This is a genomic window from Krasilnikovia cinnamomea, assembly GCF_004217545.1.
In the GTDB taxonomy this organism is placed as follows: Bacteria; Actinomycetota; Actinomycetes; order Mycobacteriales; family Micromonosporaceae; genus Actinoplanes; species Actinoplanes cinnamomeus.
The window spans coordinates 4,340,326-4,361,147 of the sequence record NZ_SHKY01000001.1 but is presented as its reverse complement, the minus strand read 5'-3'; the positions used below and the strand labels follow the sequence as shown (position 1 = coordinate 4,361,147).

The following is a 20,822-nucleotide window of genomic DNA, read 5'->3' as shown; positions in this document are numbered from 1 at the left end:
GACCGGCGGGGCACTCGCGCTGATCCCGGGTTCCCCGTCGCCGGTCGGTCGAGGAGGTGCCGTGGCGCAGGGGCAGCAGCCGGACAGCTATGACGAGGAGCTGGCCCGCATCGACGCCTCGATCGCGGAGCTGAAGATCCGCGATATGGCGGCCGCGAAGGAACGCACCCAGCTCGCGGCGAAGCTGCAGGCGGCGCAGTTCCAGCGGGACATCCTGGCCCACGCCAACACACAGAAGGCGAAGAAGGCCGCCCGCAGGCAACGGCTCCGGCGCCGGCCGGCGACCGACGACGGGCCTGCCCCCACCGAGTCTCCGGACGCCAGCCCCGCCCCTGCCGGGTCTCCGGCCGCTGGGTCCTCCCCGGCTGGATCCCCCACCGCCGGATCCCCCACCGCCGGATCTTCCACCGCCGCGACTCCCACTACCGGATCTCCCACCGCCGGATCTTCCACCGCCGCGACTCCCACTACCGGATCTCGTACCCCCGGGTCTCCGCCCACCGGGGCTTCCGGGCCGGGCGCCAGCGTGGGTCAGCCACCGCGCCCGGGATCCCGTCCCGCTGGTCCGCCGCCGGGATCCGGCCGCCGGCCCCCACCGGCCGGCCGGGCACCCGCCCGGGGCGAGACGGGCGGCGCGTACCCCGGGGAGGGCCGCAGGCCCCGGCCCGCCGGTGAAGGGCGCACCGCGCTGCTCGACAGCCCCCCGCCCAGCGAGCACCCGGGGCCACCGCGCGCCCCGCATCAGGAGCACCCGCACGAGCACCCCCCGGAGACCTCGACCCAGTCCGTACAGAACATCCTGCTCGGCCTCGGAGCACTGCTGCTCGGCGTGGCCGCGGTCGTCTTCGCGGGCGTGGCCGTCAGCAACCCGATCGCCCGGAGCCTGGTCCTCGGGATCGCCACCGCCGCCGCGCTGTTCGTCGCGCCGCGCATCGCCCAGCGCGGTCTGACCTCGACCGGCGAGACCGTCGCGGCCGTCGGGCTCGTGCTGCTGCCGATGTCGGTGTACGCGCTGTACGGCAGCGCACTGGTCGGCGGCCACGCCATCCCGGTCACCCTCTACCTCGGCATCACCTTCGCGATCACCGCCGTGGCCGCGTTCGTCTACGCGGGCAGCACCCGGCTGAGCGCCCCCCGGTACGGCACGGTCGTCGCGCTCCAGCCGGTGGCGCCGCTGCTGGCGTACCCGGCGATCGAGAGCCCGGCCGGCTGGGGGGTGGCCCTGACCGCGGTCGCCGTCATCGACCTGCTGCTGCTCACCACGGTCATCCGTACGGGGCCGCTGCTGCCGCACTGGCCACTGGTGAGCCGGCTGATCCCGGCCGGCCGCCGGTCGCGGGCGGAGGCGGCCGCCGCCCGGGCCGCCGGGGCCACCGACTTCACCGACCGCGACGCCTCCCCCGGCCGCGCGGGCGCGGGCTCAGCCGGCGCCTCAGGGGCACCCGCTGCGGGCTCGGCCAGCGCCGGGCCGGGGAGTCCGGCTGAGGCGGGCCCCGGCGCGGCTCCGGGAGCAACGGCACCGGATCCAGCCGAGCCGGCCTCGGACGCGCCGCCGCGGCCGGAATCCCGGCCGGAGGAGCCGGATCTGATCATCGGGGCCCTCGCCAGCCCCAGCCGCCTGCACTGGGCGCCGACGTGGCTGTTCCCGGAAGCCGGCCCGGTCCCGCCGGGGCAGACCGCCGCCCCCGCGTCGGGCGGGTGGCTGCGCGAGCTCACCTACGCCCTGCTCTGGGCCGCGGTCACCGGCGCCCTGATCTACTCGGGCGCCGCCCTGATCGGCGCGGACGCGATCACGGACGCCGTACGCTCCGGCATCGTCCTGGTTCTGGCCGCCACCGTGGCCCACGCCGCGGCCCGGCTGCTCGACAACGTCACCGCGCGCAACGTCACGGGCGGGGTGCTCACCCTCGCGGTCATCGCGGCCTGCGCGCGCATCGCGGACGTCGCCTCGCCACCGTGGATGTTCGCCGTGGCGGCCGCGGCCATCGCGATCACGGGCATCGCGGTCCACCGGGTCCCGGAGGAGGTCCGGCGCGGACCGCAACTGGCCTCCGCGGGCGCGTTGACGATGGTCGGGCTGTTCGTGGCACTCGACGCGCTGCGGGCCGCGCTGGCCCCGGTGCAGGCGGCCCGGCCGGTGTGGCATGCGGACACGGCCGCCTACGCCGAGGTGATCGCCCGCGCCGCCCCGGCCGGGTGGCTGCTGGCGCTCAGCGCACTGCTGGTCACGGTCGCGGCCGCGGTGGCGTTGCCCGCCGACGTACGGCACGAGGGTGCCGTGGCGGGCATCGCGGTCACCGCGCTGGCCGTACCGGCGTCGCTCGGGCTGCCGTGGGCGCAGGCGCCGTGGCCGCTGGTTCTCGGTGCGATCGGGCTCGGGGCGGCGGGTCTGGCGGCGCGTACCCGACGCATTGCGATCGCGCACATCGCCGGCGCCGGCGTGGTGGGGTTGTTCGGCGCGGCCGCCGCGCTCAGCGCCTCCTGGCTGACCGCGGCGGTGCTGACCGCGCTCGCCGGAGCGGGCATGATGATCGCGATCGGGGCCCGCCAGGTGCCCGTCTCGCGGTACGCGTGGCTGGTCGGCGACTGGGCGGCAGCGGCGGCGGCGCTGGCGCTGCCCGGCGCGGTGGTGACGGCCATGCTGGCGATGCACGACCGGGGCAACGGGCCACCGGCGACGGAGGCCGTGACCGTACCGGCGCTGGCGGTCGGTTTCCTCGCGGTCGCCGGGACCCTCACGTACGCGGCGGTGTTCCAGGTGGCGCGGCGCGAGATCAGCCTGCCCCTGACGATCGGCACCGGGCTGGGCGCGGTCGCGCTGGCCCTCGCCGCGATCCTGGCCCCGGGCGCCACCCCACCCGACGTGTGGGTCGGCGCCCTGCTGCTGACCGCCGCGGGCCTGCTCTTCTTCGCCAGATCGATCGACTCCGGGCGGCGCGCCGACCGGATGCTCGACGGTCCGGACATCGCCGCTGCCGCGGCCACCGTCGCCGTCTGCGGCGCGCTGGCCCGGGTGACCGCCCTGGCGTTCCCGCACGCCCCGCTGGTCGTCGCGGGCCTGGTCGTGCTGGCCGTGGCCCTGGGCGTGCGGGCGCTGCCGGAGGACTGGCGGCGCGGTCCGGTCCGTGGCCTCGGGCTGGCCGGGGCCGTGGTCGGCGGGATCGCCGCCTGGCAGGCGCTCAGCGCCGGGCTGCGGGTCATCGCCGCGCCGGGGCCCCTGTGGGCGTCCGATCTGAGCCAGCATGCACCCACCACCGGAGCGTGGCAGGCGCCGATCGCCCTGGTCCTGGTGGCGATGGCCGCGGCGGCCGCCCTGCCCCGCCCGGCGTCGTACGACATCGCGGCCGCGGCGGCGGCGATCGCCACGATCGGGGCGCCGGCCTGCTTCGGCCTGCCGTGGTGGGCGCCGCTGCTGGTCGGCGGGGCGGTGGCGCTGGCGTACGGGATCGGCGCCGTGGCCGCCGCCGATCCCCGGGCGGCCCTGGCCCGGGCCGGGGTGGCCGCCGCTGTCGCGGTGCACTTCGTCGCGGTGGGACTGGTCCGGCCCTGGTCCACCGCGGTCGCCCTGGCCTTCGTCGTCCTCATCGGTCTCGTGGTCGCCACGCTGTGCCGCACGGACGTGCCGCTCACCGGGGCGGAAGCCGACCCGGACGGTCCGGCTTCCGGCTACGCGGCGGACGGCGAGTACGCGCCAGGTCCCGCCGGAAGATCGGCGCCGGCCGGCCCCGGGTGGGCGGCGTCCGCCGGACCGGCCCGGGTGGACGCGCCGGACTGGCCGCGCGCCGAGGTGGCCGACGAGGAGTTCGCCCTCGCCCGCGACGACACCGGCATGCCCCGGCACCGGGCCCAGATCGGCGGGGCCGCCACGGCCTCGGTGCTGCTGGCCGCGCCGGGCCTGCTGGCCGCGATCGCCGCCGCTCAAGGCCGCTCGACACCGGTCATCCTGACCGCCGCGCTGGCCGCGTCCAGTCTCTGCCTCGCGGTGCTGGCGCTGGTCGCCCGGTGGATCCCGCAGTATCTGCCGTGGGCCACGGCCGGCCTGGTCGGCGGCGCCACGATCACGGCGTTCGTGTCGCTGCCCACGGGGTACCCGACCGCCCTGTACGCCGCGACCGCCGCCCTCATCGGCGTCATCGCGGAACTGCTGCGGGGGGCCACCCCGGCGCCCGGCATCACGGTCGCCCCCACGAACTTCTGGTCGGAGCGCGGCTACCCGCGCCCCCGCTGGACCGCGATCCGGCCCAGCGGGCTGCGCGGACGGTGGCTCGTCGACCCCGCCACCGGCGCGGTGATGGTCGCCCTGGTCCCCACCGTGCTGGCCCTGATCTCGCTGGCCCCGGCGCTGAAAGGCGCGCTGGTCGACCCGCTGAAGCAGCTGAACGCGATCTGGCAGGGGCCGGTCACCGCCCTGACCGACCCGACCCAGGGCAACGTGGACGCCACCGGTGTGCTCGCCGCGGTGCTGCTCACGGTCGCGGCCGCGCTGGCGGCCACCGGGTTCGGCGGGCGCCCCGCCGAGGTCGTCCCGGTCGTGCTGCCCGGGCTGGCGATCACGTTGCTCATCGCGCCGATCGGCCTGAACGCGGCCTGGCCCGCGTCCACGATGGCCGCTCTCGTGGTGTTCACGATCGCCATGCTGGGGCTCGCGCTGACCCCGCCGCCACTGTCGGCCCGGTCGACGCTGCTGGGCACCACGCGCACGATCGTCTTCGTCATCGGCCTGCTGGCGGGCGGCGCCGGTCTGGCCGGCAGCCTCGCCGCCCAACGGCTGACCCTGTTCACGCTGGGCAGCGCCGTGGGTGTCGGGCTGGTCGGGGCGATCGCCGGACGCACGACGCACGCCCGCATCCTGGGCTGGCTGTTCGCCGCGGTGATGGCCCAGTTCTTCGTGCTCACCGTCGCGCTCGTGGCCGGTCTCACCCCGGCCTGGGCGGCGTTCGGGGTGCTCACCGTGGGCGCGGCGCTGCTGATCCTGGAGGCCACCCTGCCCCGGCTCGGGCGCCCCGAGGCCGCCCGCGAGGCCGCCACGGTCGAGTGGAGCGGATACGCGTCGGCGCTGCTGGCCGGAGCGCTGGCCCTCAACTCGCCCCGCCACCTCGCCGCGCTGCTGGCGGCGTGGGGTGCGGTGCTGGGCCTGGCCGCGTCCCGGCCCGGGCGCACCGCGGGCAACCGGCGGACGCTGTTCTGGCTCGCGGTCGGCTTCGAGGTCGTCGGCTGGTGGCTGTTCATGACGCTGGCGGACGTAGCGCTGCCCGAGGCGTACACGCTGCCGTTCGCGGCGCTGGCACTGCTGGTCGGGGTGCTCGAGGTGCGGATCCGGCCGGAGCTGAGCAGCTGGGCGGCGTACGGGCCGTCGCTGCTGGCCGCGTTCGTGCCGACCACGGGCATCGTGCTGGCCACGGACGCGGGCGACCTGCGGGAGCTGGTGCTGCTGCTCGGCGGGGTGGTCACGCTGATCATCGGGTCCCGGCTGCGGCAGCAGGCCCCGGTGGTGGTCGGCGCGGTCGTCACGGCGATCGCGGCGCTGCACTTCGCGGTGACGCTGGTCGGCCCGTGGCTGGTGCTGGTGCCGCTCGGGGTCGGGCTGCTGTTCCTCGGCGCCACGAACGAGAACCGCCGCCGCACCCAGGAACGCCTACGCGGCGCCCTGGTCCGCCTCCGCTGACGCCCGGACAAGGACATCCCCTGACGGGCGGAAACACCCGGCGGGGCGGCGGGTCAGGACATCAGGCGGTTGCGCAGCGCCTCGTCCTTCTCGGCCACCAGCTGCTCCAGCCCGGCCTGGAACTGCGCCATCCGCTTGCGCAGACCCTCGTCCGAAGCTCCCAGGATGCGCACGGCCAGCAGCCCGGCGTTGCGCGCCCCGCCGATCGACACGGTCGCCACCGGCACGCCGGCGGGCATCTGCACGATGGACAGCAGCGAATCCATGCCGTCGAGGTGCTTGAGCGGCACCGGTACCCCGATGACCGGCAGCGGGGTGAGCGCCGCCACCATCCCGGGCAGGTGGGCGGCGCCGCCGGCACCCGTGATGATCACCTGCAGGCCCCGGTCGGCGGCGGTCTCCGCGTACGTGACCATCTTGCGGACCGTGCGGTGCGCGGAGACGACACCCACCTCGAACGGGACGTCGAACTCGGCGAGGGCGACCGCGGCCGCCTCCATCGTGGGCCAGTCGGAGTCGCTGCCCATGATGATGCCGACGCGGGGTGCCATCTACTTGCCTTCCTGCAGCCATCGGGCGGCGCGCGCCGCCCGGGCGCGCACCTCGGTCATGTCGTCGCCGAGCACGGTCACGTGGCCGATCTTGCGGCCGGGGCGGACCTGCTTGCCGTAGAAGTGCACCCGCGCGCCGGGGTCCGCCGCGAACAGGTGGTGCAGCCGTTCGTCGATGGACATGCCGCCGGACGCGCCGCCCAGCACGTTGGCCATCACCACGGCCGGGGCGGTCAGCGCGGTCGAGCCCATCGGGTAGTCCAGCACGGCCCGCAGGTGCTGCTCGAACTGCGAGGTCCGGGCTCCCTCGATGCTCCAGTGCCCGGAGTTGTGCGGGCGCATGGCCAGCTCGTTGACGACGATGCCGGTGTCGGTCTCGAACAGCTCGACCGCCAGCAGCCCCACCACCCCGAGCGCGTGGGCCAGGTCGATCGCGAGTTGCTGGGCGGCCACGGCGCGCTCGTCGCTCAGCCCGGGCGCGGGGGCCAGCACCTCGACGCAGATGCCGTCGCGCTGCACGGTCTCGACCACCGGGTACGCGGCGACCTGCCCGAACGGCGACCGCGCCACGAGGGCGGCCAGCTCCCGGCGCAGCGGCACCTTCTCCTCGACGATCAGCGGGGTGCCGGTGTCGACCAGCCGCTGCGCCTCGTCCGGCGAGGACAGCACCCAGACGCCCTTGCCGTCGTAGCCGCCGCGGGTGGCCTTCGCGATCACCGGCCAGCCGGTCTCGGCGGCGAACGCGGCGATGTCGGCGGTGTCGTTCACCGGCCGCCAGCGCGGCACAGGGGCACCCAGCTCCGCCAGCCGTGCCCGCATCCGCCCCTTGTCCTGCGCGAACAGCAGCGCCGCCGAACCGGGGTAGATCCGGACACCCTCGCCCTCCAGCGCCGCGATGTGCTCGGTGGGCACATGCTCGTGGTCGAAGGTGACCGCGTCGCAGTCCTTCGCGAACTCGCGCAGGGCCGCCAGGTCGGTGTGGGAGCCGATCCGCACGTCCCCGATCACCAGGGCCGCGCTGTCGTCGGGTGACTCGGCGAGCACGCGCAGCGACTGGCCGAGGGAGATGGCGGCCTGGTGTGTCATGCGGGCCAACTGGCCGCCGCCCACCATGCCGACTACGGGCAGACCGGTTCTGGTATCCATGTCGGCGCCAGCGTAGCGAGCACCCAGCTCAACCGGCGAGTCGGGCGAGCAGCTCAGCCTCGCTGGTGACGGGCAGGTCACAGACGAAACCCTGACACACGTACGCGGTGGTGGCCCCGTCCACCAGCGGCCGCCCGGCCAGCAGCGGCACCCCGGGACGGTCCGGTTCCCCGGCGACGATGACGGTGCCCGGCGGGGCGTGCCGGTGCGCCGCCGCGACCAGCGGGTCGGTGGCCGGATCGGCGGCGGCGATCGCGATCTCGTACGGTCCCGCGAGGGCCGCCTCCGCCGCGGCGGCCGAGTACCCGGCGAAGCGGGGATGCCCCTCGATCACCCGCCCGACCGTGCCCAGCGCGGTGTCGGCGGCCTCCCGGTAGCGCGTCTGGCCGCTGAGTGCCGCGTACGAGATGAGGGCCGCGCAGGCGGCGGCCAGCCCGGACGGGGTGGCGTTGTCGGTGGGGTCCGCGGGCCGGGTGACCAGCTCTTCGGCGTCATCCGCGGTGTCGTAGAAGCCGCCGCCGGGCGCGCCGAAGCGGGCCAGCACCACGTCCAGCAGCTGCCCGGCGAGCGTCAGCCAGCGCCCGTCCGCGGTGATCTGGTGCACGGCGCAGAACGCTTCGGCCACGCACCCGTAGTCGTCCAGCACCCCGGCCGGGGCGCCGACCACCCCGTCGCGGGACACCCGGCGCAGCCGCCCGTCGACGAGGTGCCGGTCGGCGAGCACCCCGGCCAGCTCGATCGCGGCCGCAGTGGAGGCCGGGGCGCCGGTCAGGGTGCCGTGTTCGGCCAGGGCGGTGACGGCGAGGCCGTTCCAGGCGGCCACCACCTTGTCGTCGCGGGCCGGCTGTGGCCGGGCCGCGCGCGCGGTCAGCAACCGGGACCGTACGTCGCGCCAGCGCGCCACCAGTTCCGGGTCGGCGGCGTCGATGTCGCGGGCGAGCACGAGAACGCTGGTGCCGTGCTCGAAGGTGCCCGCGCCGGTGACCCGGAACAGGTCGGCGGCCCAGGCGCCGTCCTGCTCGCCCAGCTCCTCGACCAGTTGCGTGGGCGTCCACGCGTACGTGAGCCCCTCGACGCCCTCGGTGTCGGCGTCCAGGGCGGACGCCAGCCCGCCGTGCTTGGTGCCCAGGTCGCGCAGCAGGAACGCGGCGGTCTCGTCGGCGATCCGCCGGGCGAACTCGTCGCCGGTGAGCCGCCAGAGCTGGGTGTAGACGCGCAGCAGCAGGGCGTTGTCGTAGAGCATCTTCTCGAAGTGCGGCACGGTCCAGGTCCGGTCCACCGCGTAGCGGGCGAAGCCGCCGGCCAGCTGGTCGTAGATGCCGCCGCGGGCCATCTGCTCGCAGGTGTGCCGGACGATCTCCAGGGACTCGGCGGAGCCGGTGCGCTGGTGGTGGCGCAGCAGGAAGAGCAGGGCCAGGTGCGGGGGGAACTTCGGCGCGCCGCCGAACCCGCCGTACTGTCGGTCGTGCTCGGTGTCGAGTCGCTTGGCCGCGGTGTCGAGCAGCTGCGCCGTCGGCGGCGCGGCGGTGGCGCCCGCCGGGTTGGCGCGGCCGATCGCCTGCACCACCGCGGCGCCCTGCTTGAGTACGTCCTCGCGCTGCTCCTGCCAGGCGGTGCGGACGGAGCCCAGCAGCCGCAGGAAGGCCGCCTTCGGAAAGTACGTGCCACAGAAGAACGGCTCGCCGTCCGGGGTGGCGAAGACCGTCATGGGCCAGCCGCCCTGCCCGGTCATCGCCTGGGTGGCGGTCATGTAGACCGCGTCGACGTCGGGGCGTTCCTCGCGGTCCACCTTGATCGCCACGAACCCGTCGTTGACGAGCGTGGCGACCTCATCGTCCTCGAACGACTCGTGCGCCATGACATGACACCAGTGATTTCATGCAAGAGGCGATAACCAGTGGCAGGATGCGTATCCCACTGAGATCAGTAGGGGTACGTCCCGCCGTTTTGCCTCTTGCATCGCCTCCTCTCCCCACGGCCACCAGTCCACGGGGTTGGTGGCATGTTGGAGGAGGTAGGGCGAGGTCGCACTACCGAGCCGGTTCACGGCACAACCTTCTCACAACCTCGGCCGCGATTGAGGCACCTCTCACCGCGGGTTCGGGCCGCGGCGCGCGGCGCGGCGCGGGCTCAGCTCATCGGTATGTCGCCGCGACGCAGCGTTGCCAGCGGGGCTGGGGCAGTACGGAGCAACCTGCCGGGACATCCTCAAGGTTTGGCAGTTCAGATCCTCAAATTTTGGTAGTTGTTTCTCTCTGAATTTGGTATCCTAACGTTCTGAATTTTGGTACCGCACGACCCTCGGAGGTCAAGCATGATCAGGCCGCTCGCCGGGATTGCGCAACGCCGCGTCTCTGCGCTGCTCGACGACATGTTGCAGGTGGAGCCGGTCATCGCCCTGCATGGTCCGCGCTCCGTGGGTAAATCCACAGCGTTAAGCGCACTGGCCCGCGGTCGAGAGGTGCCGGTTCTGGATCTGGACGATCCGGGCACTCGAGATGCCGTGACGGCCAACCCACAGACAGCTGTCGCGACTCCGGGGTTGCTGTGCGTAGACGAGTATCAGCACGCTCCGGAGATTCTTGACGCCTTGAAGGCACGGCTCAACCGCGAAGGCACCCTCCCGGGCACGGCCGTGCTGACCGGATCGACCCGCCAGGATGCACTGCCCCGCACGGCGCAGGCACTCACCGGCCGACTGCACACGATGACCATCTGGCCGCTGTCACAAGGGGAGATCAGCGGCGTCTACGAGGACTTCCTACCTGCGCTTCGAGCAGATCCGGATGCAACCGTCGCAGCCCAGCCATCCTCCTCGACCGCCCGAACGGAATACGTCGACCGGCTTTGCGCCGGAGGGTTCCCGCTGGCTCTGCGCCGTGTCGGCACCGCACGCGACCGGTGGTTCGACGACTACATCCGCCAGTCCTTGGAACGCGACGCCATCGAGCTTGTCCGGATACGCCAGCGCAACATGCTGCGCGAGCTTCTGGGCCGGCTTGCCGGGCGAACGGGGCAGGTACTAAACCTGAGCAATGCATCCCAAGGGCTCACGGCGGAACGCAAAACCATCGAGGATTACGTCCGGCTCCTGGAAAACCTGTTCCTCATCGATCGGCTTCCCGCTTGGGGCAAGACGCTACGCGCACGATCCGCGGCATCGCCGAAGGTGCACGTCATCGACACCGGGGTGGCCGCCCGACTCATGCGAGTTACTTCAGCCAAGCTCGCCACCCTCGACCCGACCGCCTTGGCGGAATTCGGGCACCTTCTCGAGACTTTCGTCGTCGGCGAGCTTCGCAAGCAAGTCTCCTGGCTGGACGAACGGGTCTCCACAGGACATTGGCGCACCCACGACGGCGACGAAGTCGACTACGTCATCGAGTTCGACGACGGCCAGGTCCTCGCCTTCGAAGTCAAGGCGAACGAACGCGTCGCCGGCACCGACCTGAAAGGCCTCCGCAAGCTACGAGACGCGCTCGGCAACAAGTTCATCGCCGGAGTCGCACTCAGCACCGGGATGCGGTCCTTCACCTACGAGGACCGCATCCACGTCATGCCCGTCGACCGTCTCTGGACACCCACCAGCCAGTAGCCGCGGGCACCTTCCCGCTCCACCACAAGCTTTTGCGTATGCCGACGCGCTGGAGGAGGTAGGGCGAGGTCGCACTACCGAGCCGGTTCATGGGGAACACCCTCTCACACCAGTCATTTCGATCTCATTCCCACGTGCAGCCCCAGGCGATCGGAATCGCGTCCGAATTAGATGTGATGTCCGTTTAAGCGCGCCTTAAACGGATGAGCGCCTCCGCAAGCGTGCGGCTAGGGTGATCCGGATGTCCGAGACGAAAGACTGGGTACAGCCGCAGGTCGTGACCAGTGGCTGCTGTGAGGGGTGGCGGTGGCATCTGCGGATGACCGGCCCGGACAACGACCGCCCCCAGTCCCGGCTCGCCGGGATCGCCTACAACCCGGCCGCGCCCGCCGAAGTCCTGCTCGCGATCGCCCGGTCAGGCGGCCGGCTGCCTCGGCTGGTGCTCGCCGAGCGGCTGAACGGGGATTCCTCGTTGTGCGAGGAGTCCCCCGAGATCGTCGCGGCCCTGGTAACAGCGGCGATCGACACCGGTGACCCCCACCTACTGGGGCGGCTCGTATGCACCGGCGACTTCCCGCCCGACGCGATCGCAGCGCTGGCCGTCTCGCCCGACCACCGGGTGCGGGCCGAGGTTCCCTGGCTGGCGGCCTGCCCTGCGCAGACGCTGGCCACACTCGCCGACGACCCGCACCCCGAGGTACGGCGGGCCATCGCCTGGCAGGTCAGGCTCAGTCCGGAACTTCAGGCCAAGCTGGCCCGTGATCCGGACCCGGTCGTACGGGAGGCGATCGGGGAGCGCGAAGATCTGTCGGCCGAGATAGTCACGATCCTGGCCCAGGACGAAGTCGCCTCCATCCGCGCGCACGTGGTCGATCAGGCGGACGACTGGCTCGCCGAGGAGCTGGCCACCAACCCCGATCCCGAAGCCCGCGCGGCGGCCGCCGGCTCCGGGCGACTGTCCGTCGAGATGATGTCGGCGCTGGCCAACGATCCAGTGGTAGAGGTGCGCCGCTGGCTGAGCTGGTCAGGCAACCTGCCCGTCCCGGTCCTGGCGATTCTCGCCCATGACCCCGACCCGGAGATACGCCGGCGAGTCGCGCTGAACGACGCCACCCCAGCGGCGACCCTGGCCACGTTGCTCGTCGACCCGGACGACACCGTGGCCAGTGCGGCCGTCGCGCAGATCGCCGGCCAACCGCACCGGCCGCTGCCGACTCTGGAGCGCTTGGAGGCGAGCGCCGAGCGCCTCTCCGTCGAGCAGCTCCGCGACCTCGTGGGTGGCGAGTACATCTCGGGCTGCGAACCCGGCCCGCGTCCGTGGCCGGTCGACGAGGCCGAGGATGCCCGGCACACCTTGCTGGCCCAGTGCGCGGTGTCGCGAAAAGCTCGACTCCGGGCGCTCGCCGCAGCGGATCGGCGGCTGCCGGCGGAGATCGCTGCCGTGCTGGCCGACGACCGCGACCCCACGGTCCGCCGCTGGCTCGCCCGGCATTGCCGACACCCGGAGATCCTGAACCGATTCGCCGACGCACCGGCCAAGGGAATCGGCGACGCCCTGGCCTCGAATTTCCACACCCCGCCGGACCTGCTGGAGCGGTTGCCCGCCAAGCCGCACCGGCTGGCCCGGCATTGGAACGCATCGGGCACGCTGCTGGCTCGCCTGCTCGACGGAGCCGACCACGTCACCCGGCTCGCCGTCGCCGAACACCGGAACACTCCACCAGAGACTCTGGCGGAGCTCGCCCGGGGCGATGCCGAGCGGGACGTGATCCGCGCCGCCTGCGAACACCCTGCCCTGCCGATCACGGTCATGTGGGAACTGGTCGAGGCCACCAGCTGACCACGCACGGCCTGCTCAGGAAGCGTCGTCGGCGCGGAGCGGGACGATCTTCGCCTGGGTCGCCGCCTCCCCGAGCCGGTGCAGCGTGCCGACGATCTTGTCGGGGGGCATCGGCTGGCAGAAGTGGTAGCCCTGCGCCGACACGCACCCCAGGGCCAGCAACGCCGCCCGCTGCTCGGCGGTCTCCACCCCCTCGGCGACGACCCGGGCGTGCAACCGCCCGCCCAGCTCGACCGCGCCCCGGACCACCGCCTCCGCGGCCGGGGAATCGATCATGTCGTCCACGAAGGACCGGTCCACCTTGAGCTCGTCGATCGCCACCCGGGTGAGGAACGCCAGCGACGAGAAGCCGGTGCCGAAGTCGTCGACCGACAGCTGTACCCCGGTCTCGCGCAGCGCGGCCAGCACCTCGTCGACGATCTCCAGGTCGCTGATCGCCACCGTCTCGGTGATCTCCAGGACCAGGTGCCGGGCGGGCACCACGTGCCGGCGCAGCGCGTCCGCGACCTGGCCCGGGAAGGTGGGGTCGAGCAGGCTGCGGGCCGAGACGTTGACGGAGACGGGCACGTCGATGTCCGCGGCGATCCAGCCGGCCGCGGCGGCCAGGGAACGGTCCAGCACGTACCGGGTGAACGGCCCCAGCAGTTCGCTGTGCTCGACCGCGGCGATGAACACGGCCGGGCTGAGCGGGCCGCGCCGGGGATGTCGCCAGCGGGTCAGCGCCTCCACCCCGACCGGCGCGCCGCTGGCCAGGTCGACGGCCGGTTGCAGGGCGAGGACGATCTGGTCGTCGGCCGTCAGGGCGTCGCGCAGCTCGGCCAGCAGCGCGAGGTGGTCGGTGCTGCTGGCGTCGCGGCTGCTGTCGTACGTGGCGACGCCGACCCGCAGCTGTTTGGCCTGCTTGAGGGCGACGGCCGCGCGGCGCAGCAGTTCGGCGAGATCCGCGGAGCCGGCCGTGGCCACCGCGACCCCGACCGCCCCTTCGACGGCCAGCCGGACCCCGCCGACCTCCATCGGGGCGGCGAGCTGTTCGACCAGTTCGCGGGCGCGCCGCAGGGCCCGCGACAGCGGTGTGGGCGCCTCGTGCAGCGGGGTCGCGGCGTCGGCGGGCACGGCGACGGTCGGCAGCAGCACCGCGAACTCGTCGTCGCCGAGGCGGGCCACCACGTCGTCCTCGCGGGCCAGGTCGAGCAGCCGCTGGGCGACCAGCCGCAGCACGTCGTCGCCCGCCCGGTAGCCCAGGGTGGCGTTGACCTCGCGGAAGTCGTTGAGGTCGAGCAGCAGCAGGGCGACGTGCCGGTCCCGTTCCACGGAGCGCAGCAGCGCGTTCGTCTCGGCCAGCAGCGCGGCCCGGTTGGTGAGGCCGGTGAGCGGGTCGCGTACCGCCTCGTACGCGGCCCGGGCCTCCAGCGCGGTCAGCCGCTCCCGTCCCGCCGCGCCGTGCAGCGCCCCGGCCAGCGCGTCGCCGTACGCGGAGACCGCCAGCTCGTCGCGGCCGGCGGGCAGCGTCGGCTCGGCCAGCCACACGGTCAGCTCGCCGACCGGGATGCCGGCGACCGCCATGGACCGGGTGATGACCGGCCCGGGCAGCCCGTCGGCGGCGACGTCGGGCCCCGGACCGTCCCCGGTGTACCGACGATGACCGCCCTCGGGCAGGTGCACCTCGATCTCGACCCGCCGGGCGTCGAACACGTCGAGCGCGCCGCGGATGCCCGCGTGGGCCACTTCCACCTCCGATGCCCCCGGCAGCGCGGCCGTGGCCCGGGCGAACGCGGCCCAGATCCGCCGTTCCTGCGCGGCGCGCAGGTGGTAACGGTAGGTGCGTTGCAGCAGCCACAGCGCGGGCGCGAAGGACAGCAGCCAGATCGGCGCGCGCGCCAGCACGAACACGGCGGCCAGGCCGACCACCACGCTGCCCACGGCCATGGGCGCCTTGGCGTGCAGCGCCCGGGTGACGAGTTGCCCGGCGGGCGCGTCGCGGCGCAGCACGAGGGTGAGCACCGCCAGCCCGAAGGTGACCACGAGGTAGCAGAGGGCGCCGGCGACCAGGGCCGCCTGGGCGCGGGCGGTCTGCAGGCCGGCGGGCCCGGCGACCGCGGTGGTGACCGCGGCCCCGGCGGCGGCGCCGAGCGTGAGCGATCCCGCCAGGTGCAGGATCTCGATGCCTCGGCGGTGGTCGTCGAGCCAGGACATGAGGGCCCAGGCGCTCGCGGCGCTCACGAACACGACGGCGGGCAGCCGTCCGGCCGGGGCGACCGCGTACCCGATGACCATGGCGGCCTCGCCCCAGGAGAGGCTGACGATGGCCCCGCCGAGCCGGAAGCGCAGCCGGGCGATCTGGCCTGCGGCGACGGCCGCCGCGGCGAGCAGGGTGCCGGTGGCGGCCGTGAAGGGTGCGCCGGGCGGTCGGTGGGCCGGGAGCAGGGCGGCCAGCACGGCGACGACCAGCGCGGTCGTGACCACGGCCGCCGACCAGACACGTACGGCACGAGGCCGGCCGGACCCGTGGGCGCCGGATCCCGGCGTCCCGGGCTGGACGGCCTGGGCCAGCGCCGACGAGGCGATCATGCGTCACTCCGGGTGGCCGCCGGAACACGCGAATGCACGTGCATCTGCAGTGGATCAAAGAGTCGGCGGAAAGTGGTCGGCATTCGGTGCCCCCTTCCGCGCAGGGTCGAGGGACACAAAAGCCCCCGGCGGAAGGCTAAGCCAATCCCGATGAACGCAACAGGGGTTGACGACGGACCGTTGTCGATGTTCAGACCGGACGAGATCGACCGGTCGGCCGATCCGATCCACTTGACACAGTCCACACACGCCCGACCCGGTGGCCTGTCACGGCCCGGGGAGACGCCCTCAGGACGAACCGTCGGCGGCGGGTGGCTGCTGGTCCGGTGCGCGGTCGGGCGCCTCGGTGCGGTCGCCGCCGTCGGCCCCGGGGCGGACCGGCTCGGCGGAGGGCAGCCGCAGGTCGGCGTCGAGGCGGGCGATCTCGGCGTCGCGCCGGGCCGCGTCCGCTTCGCCGAAGGCACCGGGCAGGCGGCGGATGCGCTTGTTCATGTTGCGGATGAGCAGGACCGTCGCGACGATCATCAGCACGATGAGGAACAGGCCCATCGGCCCCGCGAGCCCGCCGGAGCGGGTGTCGCCGAAGTTGTTGACCGCCACCACGATGTTCACGGCTCAACCGTACGCCACGGCCTCAGTGGGTCTCGACCGTCTCCCGGACCCCCGCGAACAGGTCGGACTCGGGGACCGGGCTGTCGACCAGCGACCGGGCCAGCTCGAAGTCCTCCGTCGGCCAGACCTTCTGCTGCATCTCCATCGGGACGTGGAACCAGAAGCCGTCCGGATCGACCTGGGTCTCGTGGGCCCGCAGCGCGTCGTCGCGGACGTGGAAATACTCCCCGCACTCGACCCGGGTGGTGATCCGGCTGCCGCGGTCCTCCCGGTCGCGCCACTTGTCCAGCCATTCCGCGTACGGCGACTCCAGGCCGGCCGCGAGCATGCCCTCGTGCAGCGCCAGCATCCGGGCCCGGGTGAAGCCGGAGTCGTAGTACAGCTTCAGCGGCTGCCACGGCGCGCCCAGCTCGGGGTGGACCTCCGGGTCACCGGCCCGGTCGAACGCCGCCACGGTGATCTTGTGGCACATGATGTGGTCGGGGTGCGGGTAGCCGCCGTTCTCGTCGTAGGTCGTCACGACGTGCGGGCGGAACTCCCGCATCAGCTTGATCAGCGGCTCGGCGGCCAGCACCGGATCCATCAGGCCGAAACACCCCTCGGGCAGCGGGGGCAGCGGGTCGCCCTCGGGCAGGCCCGAGTCGACGAAGCCGAGCCACGCCTGGCGCACCCCGAGGATCTCGCGGGCCCGCTCCATCTCCCGGCGGCGGATGTTCGCGATGTCGGCCCACACCTCGGGGCGGTCCATCTTCGGGTTGAGCACGCTGCCGCGCTCCCCGCCCGTACACGTGGCGACCAGCACCTCGACACCCTCGTCGACGTAGCGCGCCATGGTGGCGGCGCCCTTGCTGGACTCGTCGTCTGGGTGCGCATGCACCGCCATCAGACGCAACTGCTCAGCCACTGGTCTCTCCCTCGACCAGGCCGCCGCGAACCGGCCCGGACCTGCTGCGAAGATTGTCGTTGCCATTCTGGCCGATACCACTGACAACTGTTGCAGGAGACGTAACACGGTGAGCGAGACGCACGCCACAGCCCCCGCGTTCCCGCCGGGCCGCTACGGGCGGCGGCGCGACAGACGGCGCCGCCGGTTCCTGCCGGTGCTCGTGGCGGCCGTCGTGATCGCGGCCTCCGTGACGCTGTCCGTAAGCCTGTACCGCCAGTACGGCGACCCGGACTATGACGCCCAGATCGTGGGTTGGCACGACGTCACCGACACGCGGATCACGGTCGAATTCACCGTACGGGTGCCGCCCGGCGGCTCGGCCGAGTGCGCGCTGCGCGCCCGGGCGTACGACGGCAGCACCGTCGGGTTGCGCACCGTGACCGTCGCGGCCAGCGGTGATGCCACCACGATCCGCGCCGCCGAGGCCGTCGACACGACGGCGCGGGCGTCCGTCGGCGAGGTGTTGCACTGTCAGCCGCCCGGCTGACCCGCTGTCGCTGGGGGTCCCGAATCGGGCAAGATCCAACAATCCGGTCGGTGCGCGCACCGCTGGTAAGCTTGGTGATTCGCTCAGTTCCCTTGCCTCACACCTCAAGGAGATCGTCTGTGTCCAGTTCAGAAGCGTCGCGGACCTGGCTCTCCCAGGACGCCCACGACCGCTTGCAGGCAGAACTCGACGCGCTGATCGCCGGTCGGCCCGTGATCGCCGCGGAGATCAACGCGCGTCGTGAGGAGGGTGACCTGCGCGAGAACGGCGGCTACCACGCCGCCCGCGAGGAGCAGGGCAAGCAGGAGTTCCGGATCCGCCAGCTGCAGGAGTTGCTGCGTACGGCGCAGGTCGGGGAGGCGCCGACGGCGGACAAGATCGCTCCCGGCACGGTCGTCACGATCTACTTCGACGACGACCAGACGGACACGGAGACGTTCCTGCTGGGCTCCCGCGAGATCTCCTCGACCACCGACCTGACCGTGTACAGCCCCGAGTCGGCGCTGGGCAAGGCCATCCTCGGGGCGGGGCCGGGTCAGACCGTCACGTACACCGCCCCGAGCGGATCGGACATCAAGGTGACGATCGTCACGTTCGAGCCGTTCGGCGGCTGATCGCCGCAGAGCCCAACTACGGGGTGCCGGACTGCGCCACGGCGTAACCGGCATCCCGTAGCGCGGTGATCAGCGCCGCCGAGTGGTCCGGCCCCCGGGTCTCCACCGACAGCTGCACTTCGACCTCGCCGAAGGCCAGGCGCGGATTCTGCCGGGAATGCAGCACGTCGACGATGTTCGCCCGGGTCTTCGCGATCTCCCCGAGCAGCCGGGCCAGCTCACCCGGCTGGTCCGGGGTACGCACCGACAGCCGCTGGAACCGGCCCGCCGACGCCAGCCCGTGCTCGATCACCCGCAGCAGCAGCATCGGGTCGATGTTGCCGCCCGACAGCACCGCCACCACCGGCGGTTCGGCCCCCACCTTCCCGCTGAGCAGGGCCGCCACCGCGGCCGCACCCGCGGGCTCCACCACCTGCTTGTGCCGCTCCAGCAGCACCAGCAGCGCCGCCGACAGCTCCTCGTCGCTGACCGTGACCACGTCGTCGACCAGCTTGCTGACGTGCGCGAACGTCAGGTCGCCCGGCCGCTGCACCGCGATGCCGTCCGCGATCGTGGCGCACCGGGGAATCTTCACCGGGGCACCCGCCGCCAGCGACGCCGGGAACGCGGCCGCCCCGGCGGCCTGCACGCCGACGATCCGTACGTCCGGGCGCAGCGCCTTGACCGCCACCGCGACCCCCGAGATGAGCCCACCGCCCCCGATCGAGGTCACGATCGTGCCCACCTCCGGGCACTGATCGAGGATCTCCAGGCCGACCGTGCCCTGCCCGGCGATCACATCCGGGTGGTCGAACGGGTGGATGAACACCGCGCCGGTCCGCTCGGCGAACGCCCGGGCGGCGATCAGGGCGTCGTCGACGCTGGTGCCCGCGTACTCGATCGTGGCGCCGTACCCCTTGGTGGCCGACACCTTCGGCAGCGGCGCGCCCTCCGGCATGAAGACCGTGGCGCGGATACCCAGCAGCCCGGCGGCCAGGGCGACCCCCTGGGCGTGGTTGCCCGCGCTGGCGGCCACCACCCCGCGCCCGCGCTCGGACTCCGGCATCCGCGCGATCCGGGTGTACGCGCCGCGCACCTTGTACGCCCCCGCGCGCTGCAGATGTTCGCACTTGAGCCAGGTGGGCTGCCCGATCATCCGGGTCAGCGGCCCGGAGCGGACCAGCGGGGTACGCCGCACCACGCCCGTGAGAAGCGTCCGCGCGGCCTCGACATCCGCGAGTTCCAGCAGATCCATGCCGCCACCCGTCATGGCTCGCATCCTGCCACCGGTCGCGCCGATCCCGCACGGCTGGTCCGTGGCGGGATCGCTACCCGTCGCCCCCGACCGGCGGGCTGCGCGCCCGGCTCGCCCCGGACAGCTCGGGAGCAGCGCGCCCGGCTCGCCCCTGGCAGCTCGGGACAGGTCAGCCGGGGCTCACGCCAGCACGTGCCGCCGCCACGGGTTGCGCATCTCGAACTGGCCCGCGACCGCCAGCAGCAGCAGCTCGGAGTCGGGCGGCCCGACCAGCTGCACGGCCAGCGGCAGCCCGTCCGGGCGCACCCCCACCGGAACGACGATCGCGGGCAGGCCCGCCACGTTCCACGGCGCCGCGTACGGCGCGTAGCGCAGGTTCGTCAGCACGTTGCGGCCCCACCGGGCGCCCGTGTGCCCGTCCGCGGCCGGGGGCGGTCCGGCCAGCGCCGGGGTGAGCAGGAGATCCACCCGGTGCTCCGCGAAGAACCGGATCGAGCGGGCCCGCCACCCGTCCCGCTGCTCCTGCCGTACGTATCCGCGGCGCCATGCCCACCGGCCCAGCCGCACGTGCCGCCTGGTCCGTGGCTGCAACGTCTGCGGGTCCACGCCGGTGCCCTCAGCCTCCCGGTACGCGGCCGCGAACCACGTCGCCAGGCCGGCCAGGTTCAGGGCGGTCGGGTAGACCGGGTCGGCGGTCACGGTGTCGTGTCCCGCGCCGCCGAGCAGCCGCGCCGCGACGGAGACCGCCTCGCGGTTCGGTACGTCCGGGCGGACGCCGAGCACCGGTGAGCGCAGCGAGACCCCGACCCGCAGGCGCCCCGGCTCGACCAGCTTCGCGGGCCGCCCCCCGGCCAGCACGCTGAAACCGAGCGCCGCGTCCGCGACCGTGGTGGCCAGAATGCCGTGCTCGACCAGCCCGAACCAGCCGTCCACGCCCAGCTCGCGGGGGATGACGCCGCTGCCCGGCTTGAGCCCGATCAGCCCGCAGCAGGCGGCCGGGATGCGCACCGAGCCGAGCCCGTCGGTGCCGTGCGCGATCGGCACCAGCCCGGCCGCCACGGCCGCGGCGGCGCCGCCCGAGGAGCCGCCCGGCGTACGGTCCAGATCCCATGGGTTGCGGGTGGCGCCGTCCGGGCCGTCCGTGGTCCCCCACAGGCCCAGCTCGGGCATGCGGGTGGTGCCCACCACGACCGCGCCCGCGCCGCGCAGCCGCCGCACCACCTCGTGGTCCTCCTCGGCGACGGCCGAACGGACCGCCGCGCCCTGCGACGTCGCCAGCCCGGCCACCGGGGTGTTCTCCTTGACCGCCACCGGCACCCCGGCCAGCGGCAGGTTCGCCAGGTCGTCCTGCTCGTCGACCTTCTCCGCCTCGACGATCGCCTCGCCCGCGCGCACCGTCCGGAACGCCTCCAGCGACGGGTCGGTGACCGAGATCTGTTCGAGGTGGTCGGCGACGATCTGGGTGGCCGACACGTCACCGCGCCGGACCGCGCGGGCGATCTGCTTCGCCGTCGCGCCCACCCAGGTCGTCGTTGCGTTGTCCATCAACGGTCTCCGTCCGGAA

Annotated in this window: 12 protein-coding genes and 1 pseudogene; 5 read left to right on the top strand and 8 right to left on the bottom strand. The window is 73.5% G+C overall.

All coding sequences use genetic code 11. From position 1 onward, the window contains the following. Nucleotides 1-61: 61 nt before the first annotated feature. Nucleotides 62-5,665, top strand: coding sequence for an SCO7613 C-terminal domain-containing membrane protein (locus EV385_RS19810; RefSeq protein WP_130510811.1), 5,604 nt, complete (start codon nt 62-64; stop codon nt 5,663-5,665). 53 nt (nt 5,666-5,718) lie between these two features. Here EV385_RS19810 and purE read toward each other — a convergent pair whose 3' ends face one another. From purE to EV385_RS19795, 3 genes and pseudogenes are all read right to left on the bottom strand, one after another. Beyond that, nucleotides 5,719-6,216: a 5-(carboxyamino)imidazole ribonucleotide mutase gene (gene purE, locus EV385_RS19805; RefSeq protein ID WP_130510810.1), complete on the bottom strand. Its 498-nt coding sequence runs from the start codon at nt 6,214-6,216 to the stop codon at nt 5,719-5,721. Then, nucleotides 6,217-7,362: a 5-(carboxyamino)imidazole ribonucleotide synthase gene (locus EV385_RS19800; protein WP_130510809.1), complete on the bottom strand. Its 1,146-nt coding sequence runs from the start codon at nt 7,360-7,362 to the stop codon at nt 6,217-6,219. It lies immediately after the preceding gene. A 28-nt stretch (nt 7,363-7,390) separates the two neighbouring features. Then, nucleotides 7,391-9,409: pseudogene (locus EV385_RS19795) on the bottom strand (thioredoxin domain-containing protein). A 267-nt stretch (nt 9,410-9,676) separates the two neighbouring features. Between EV385_RS19795 and EV385_RS19790 the strand changes: the two are divergent. Continuing rightward, nucleotides 9,677-10,957, top strand: a complete 1,281-nt coding sequence (locus tag EV385_RS19790) for an ATP-binding protein (RefSeq protein ID WP_130510808.1) — start codon at nt 9,677-9,679, stop codon at nt 10,955-10,957. Nucleotides 10,958-11,198: 241 nt separating this feature from the next. Beyond that, nucleotides 11,199-12,797, top strand: a complete 1,599-nt coding sequence (locus EV385_RS19785) for a hypothetical protein (protein ID WP_130510807.1) — start codon at nt 11,199-11,201, stop codon at nt 12,795-12,797. 15 nt (nt 12,798-12,812) lie between these two features. On the opposite strand, the gene EV385_RS19780 is transcribed toward EV385_RS19785, so the two are convergent. From EV385_RS19780 to mca, 3 genes are all read right to left on the bottom strand, one after another. Continuing rightward, nucleotides 12,813-15,365, bottom strand: coding sequence for a putative bifunctional diguanylate cyclase/phosphodiesterase (locus EV385_RS19780; RefSeq protein WP_130510806.1), 2,553 nt, complete (start codon nt 15,363-15,365; stop codon nt 12,813-12,815). 288 nt (nt 15,366-15,653) lie between these two features. Further along, nucleotides 15,654-15,977, bottom strand: a complete 324-nt coding sequence (locus EV385_RS19775; RefSeq protein WP_130510805.1) for a hypothetical protein — start codon at nt 15,975-15,977, stop codon at nt 15,654-15,656. 22 nt (nt 15,978-15,999) lie between these two features. Then, complete coding sequence (gene mca / locus EV385_RS19770; RefSeq protein WP_130510804.1) at nt 16,000-16,881, bottom strand: mycothiol conjugate amidase Mca; 882 nt, start codon at nt 16,879-16,881, stop codon at nt 16,000-16,002. A gap of 109 nt (nt 16,882-16,990) precedes the next feature. Between mca and EV385_RS19765 the strand changes: the two genes are divergently transcribed. Together EV385_RS19765 and greA are read left to right on the top strand one after the other, a co-directional pair. Then, complete coding sequence (locus EV385_RS19765) at nt 16,991-17,410, top strand: DUF4307 domain-containing protein (protein ID WP_130510803.1); 420 nt, start codon at nt 16,991-16,993, stop codon at nt 17,408-17,410. Between the two features lie 119 nt (nt 17,411-17,529). Continuing rightward, a complete protein-coding gene (gene greA / locus EV385_RS19760) occupies nt 17,530-18,024 on the top strand; it encodes a transcription elongation factor GreA (protein WP_130510802.1) in 495 nt (164 codons plus the stop codon). A 16-nt stretch (nt 18,025-18,040) separates the two neighbouring features. Here the strand turns inward: greA and ilvA are convergent, their stop codons facing one another. Together ilvA and EV385_RS19750 are read right to left on the bottom strand one after the other, a co-directional pair. After that, complete coding sequence (ilvA, locus tag EV385_RS19755; RefSeq protein ID WP_130510801.1) at nt 18,041-19,273, bottom strand: threonine ammonia-lyase; 1,233 nt, start codon at nt 19,271-19,273, stop codon at nt 18,041-18,043. Nucleotides 19,274-19,438: 165 nt separating this feature from the next. After that, nucleotides 19,439-20,803 carry an amidase gene (locus EV385_RS19750; protein ID WP_130510800.1) on the bottom strand — a complete coding sequence of 455 codons (1,365 nt, stop codon included), beginning with the start codon at nt 20,801-20,803 and terminating at the stop codon, nt 19,439-19,441. Nucleotides 20,804-20,822 lie beyond the last annotated feature (19 nt).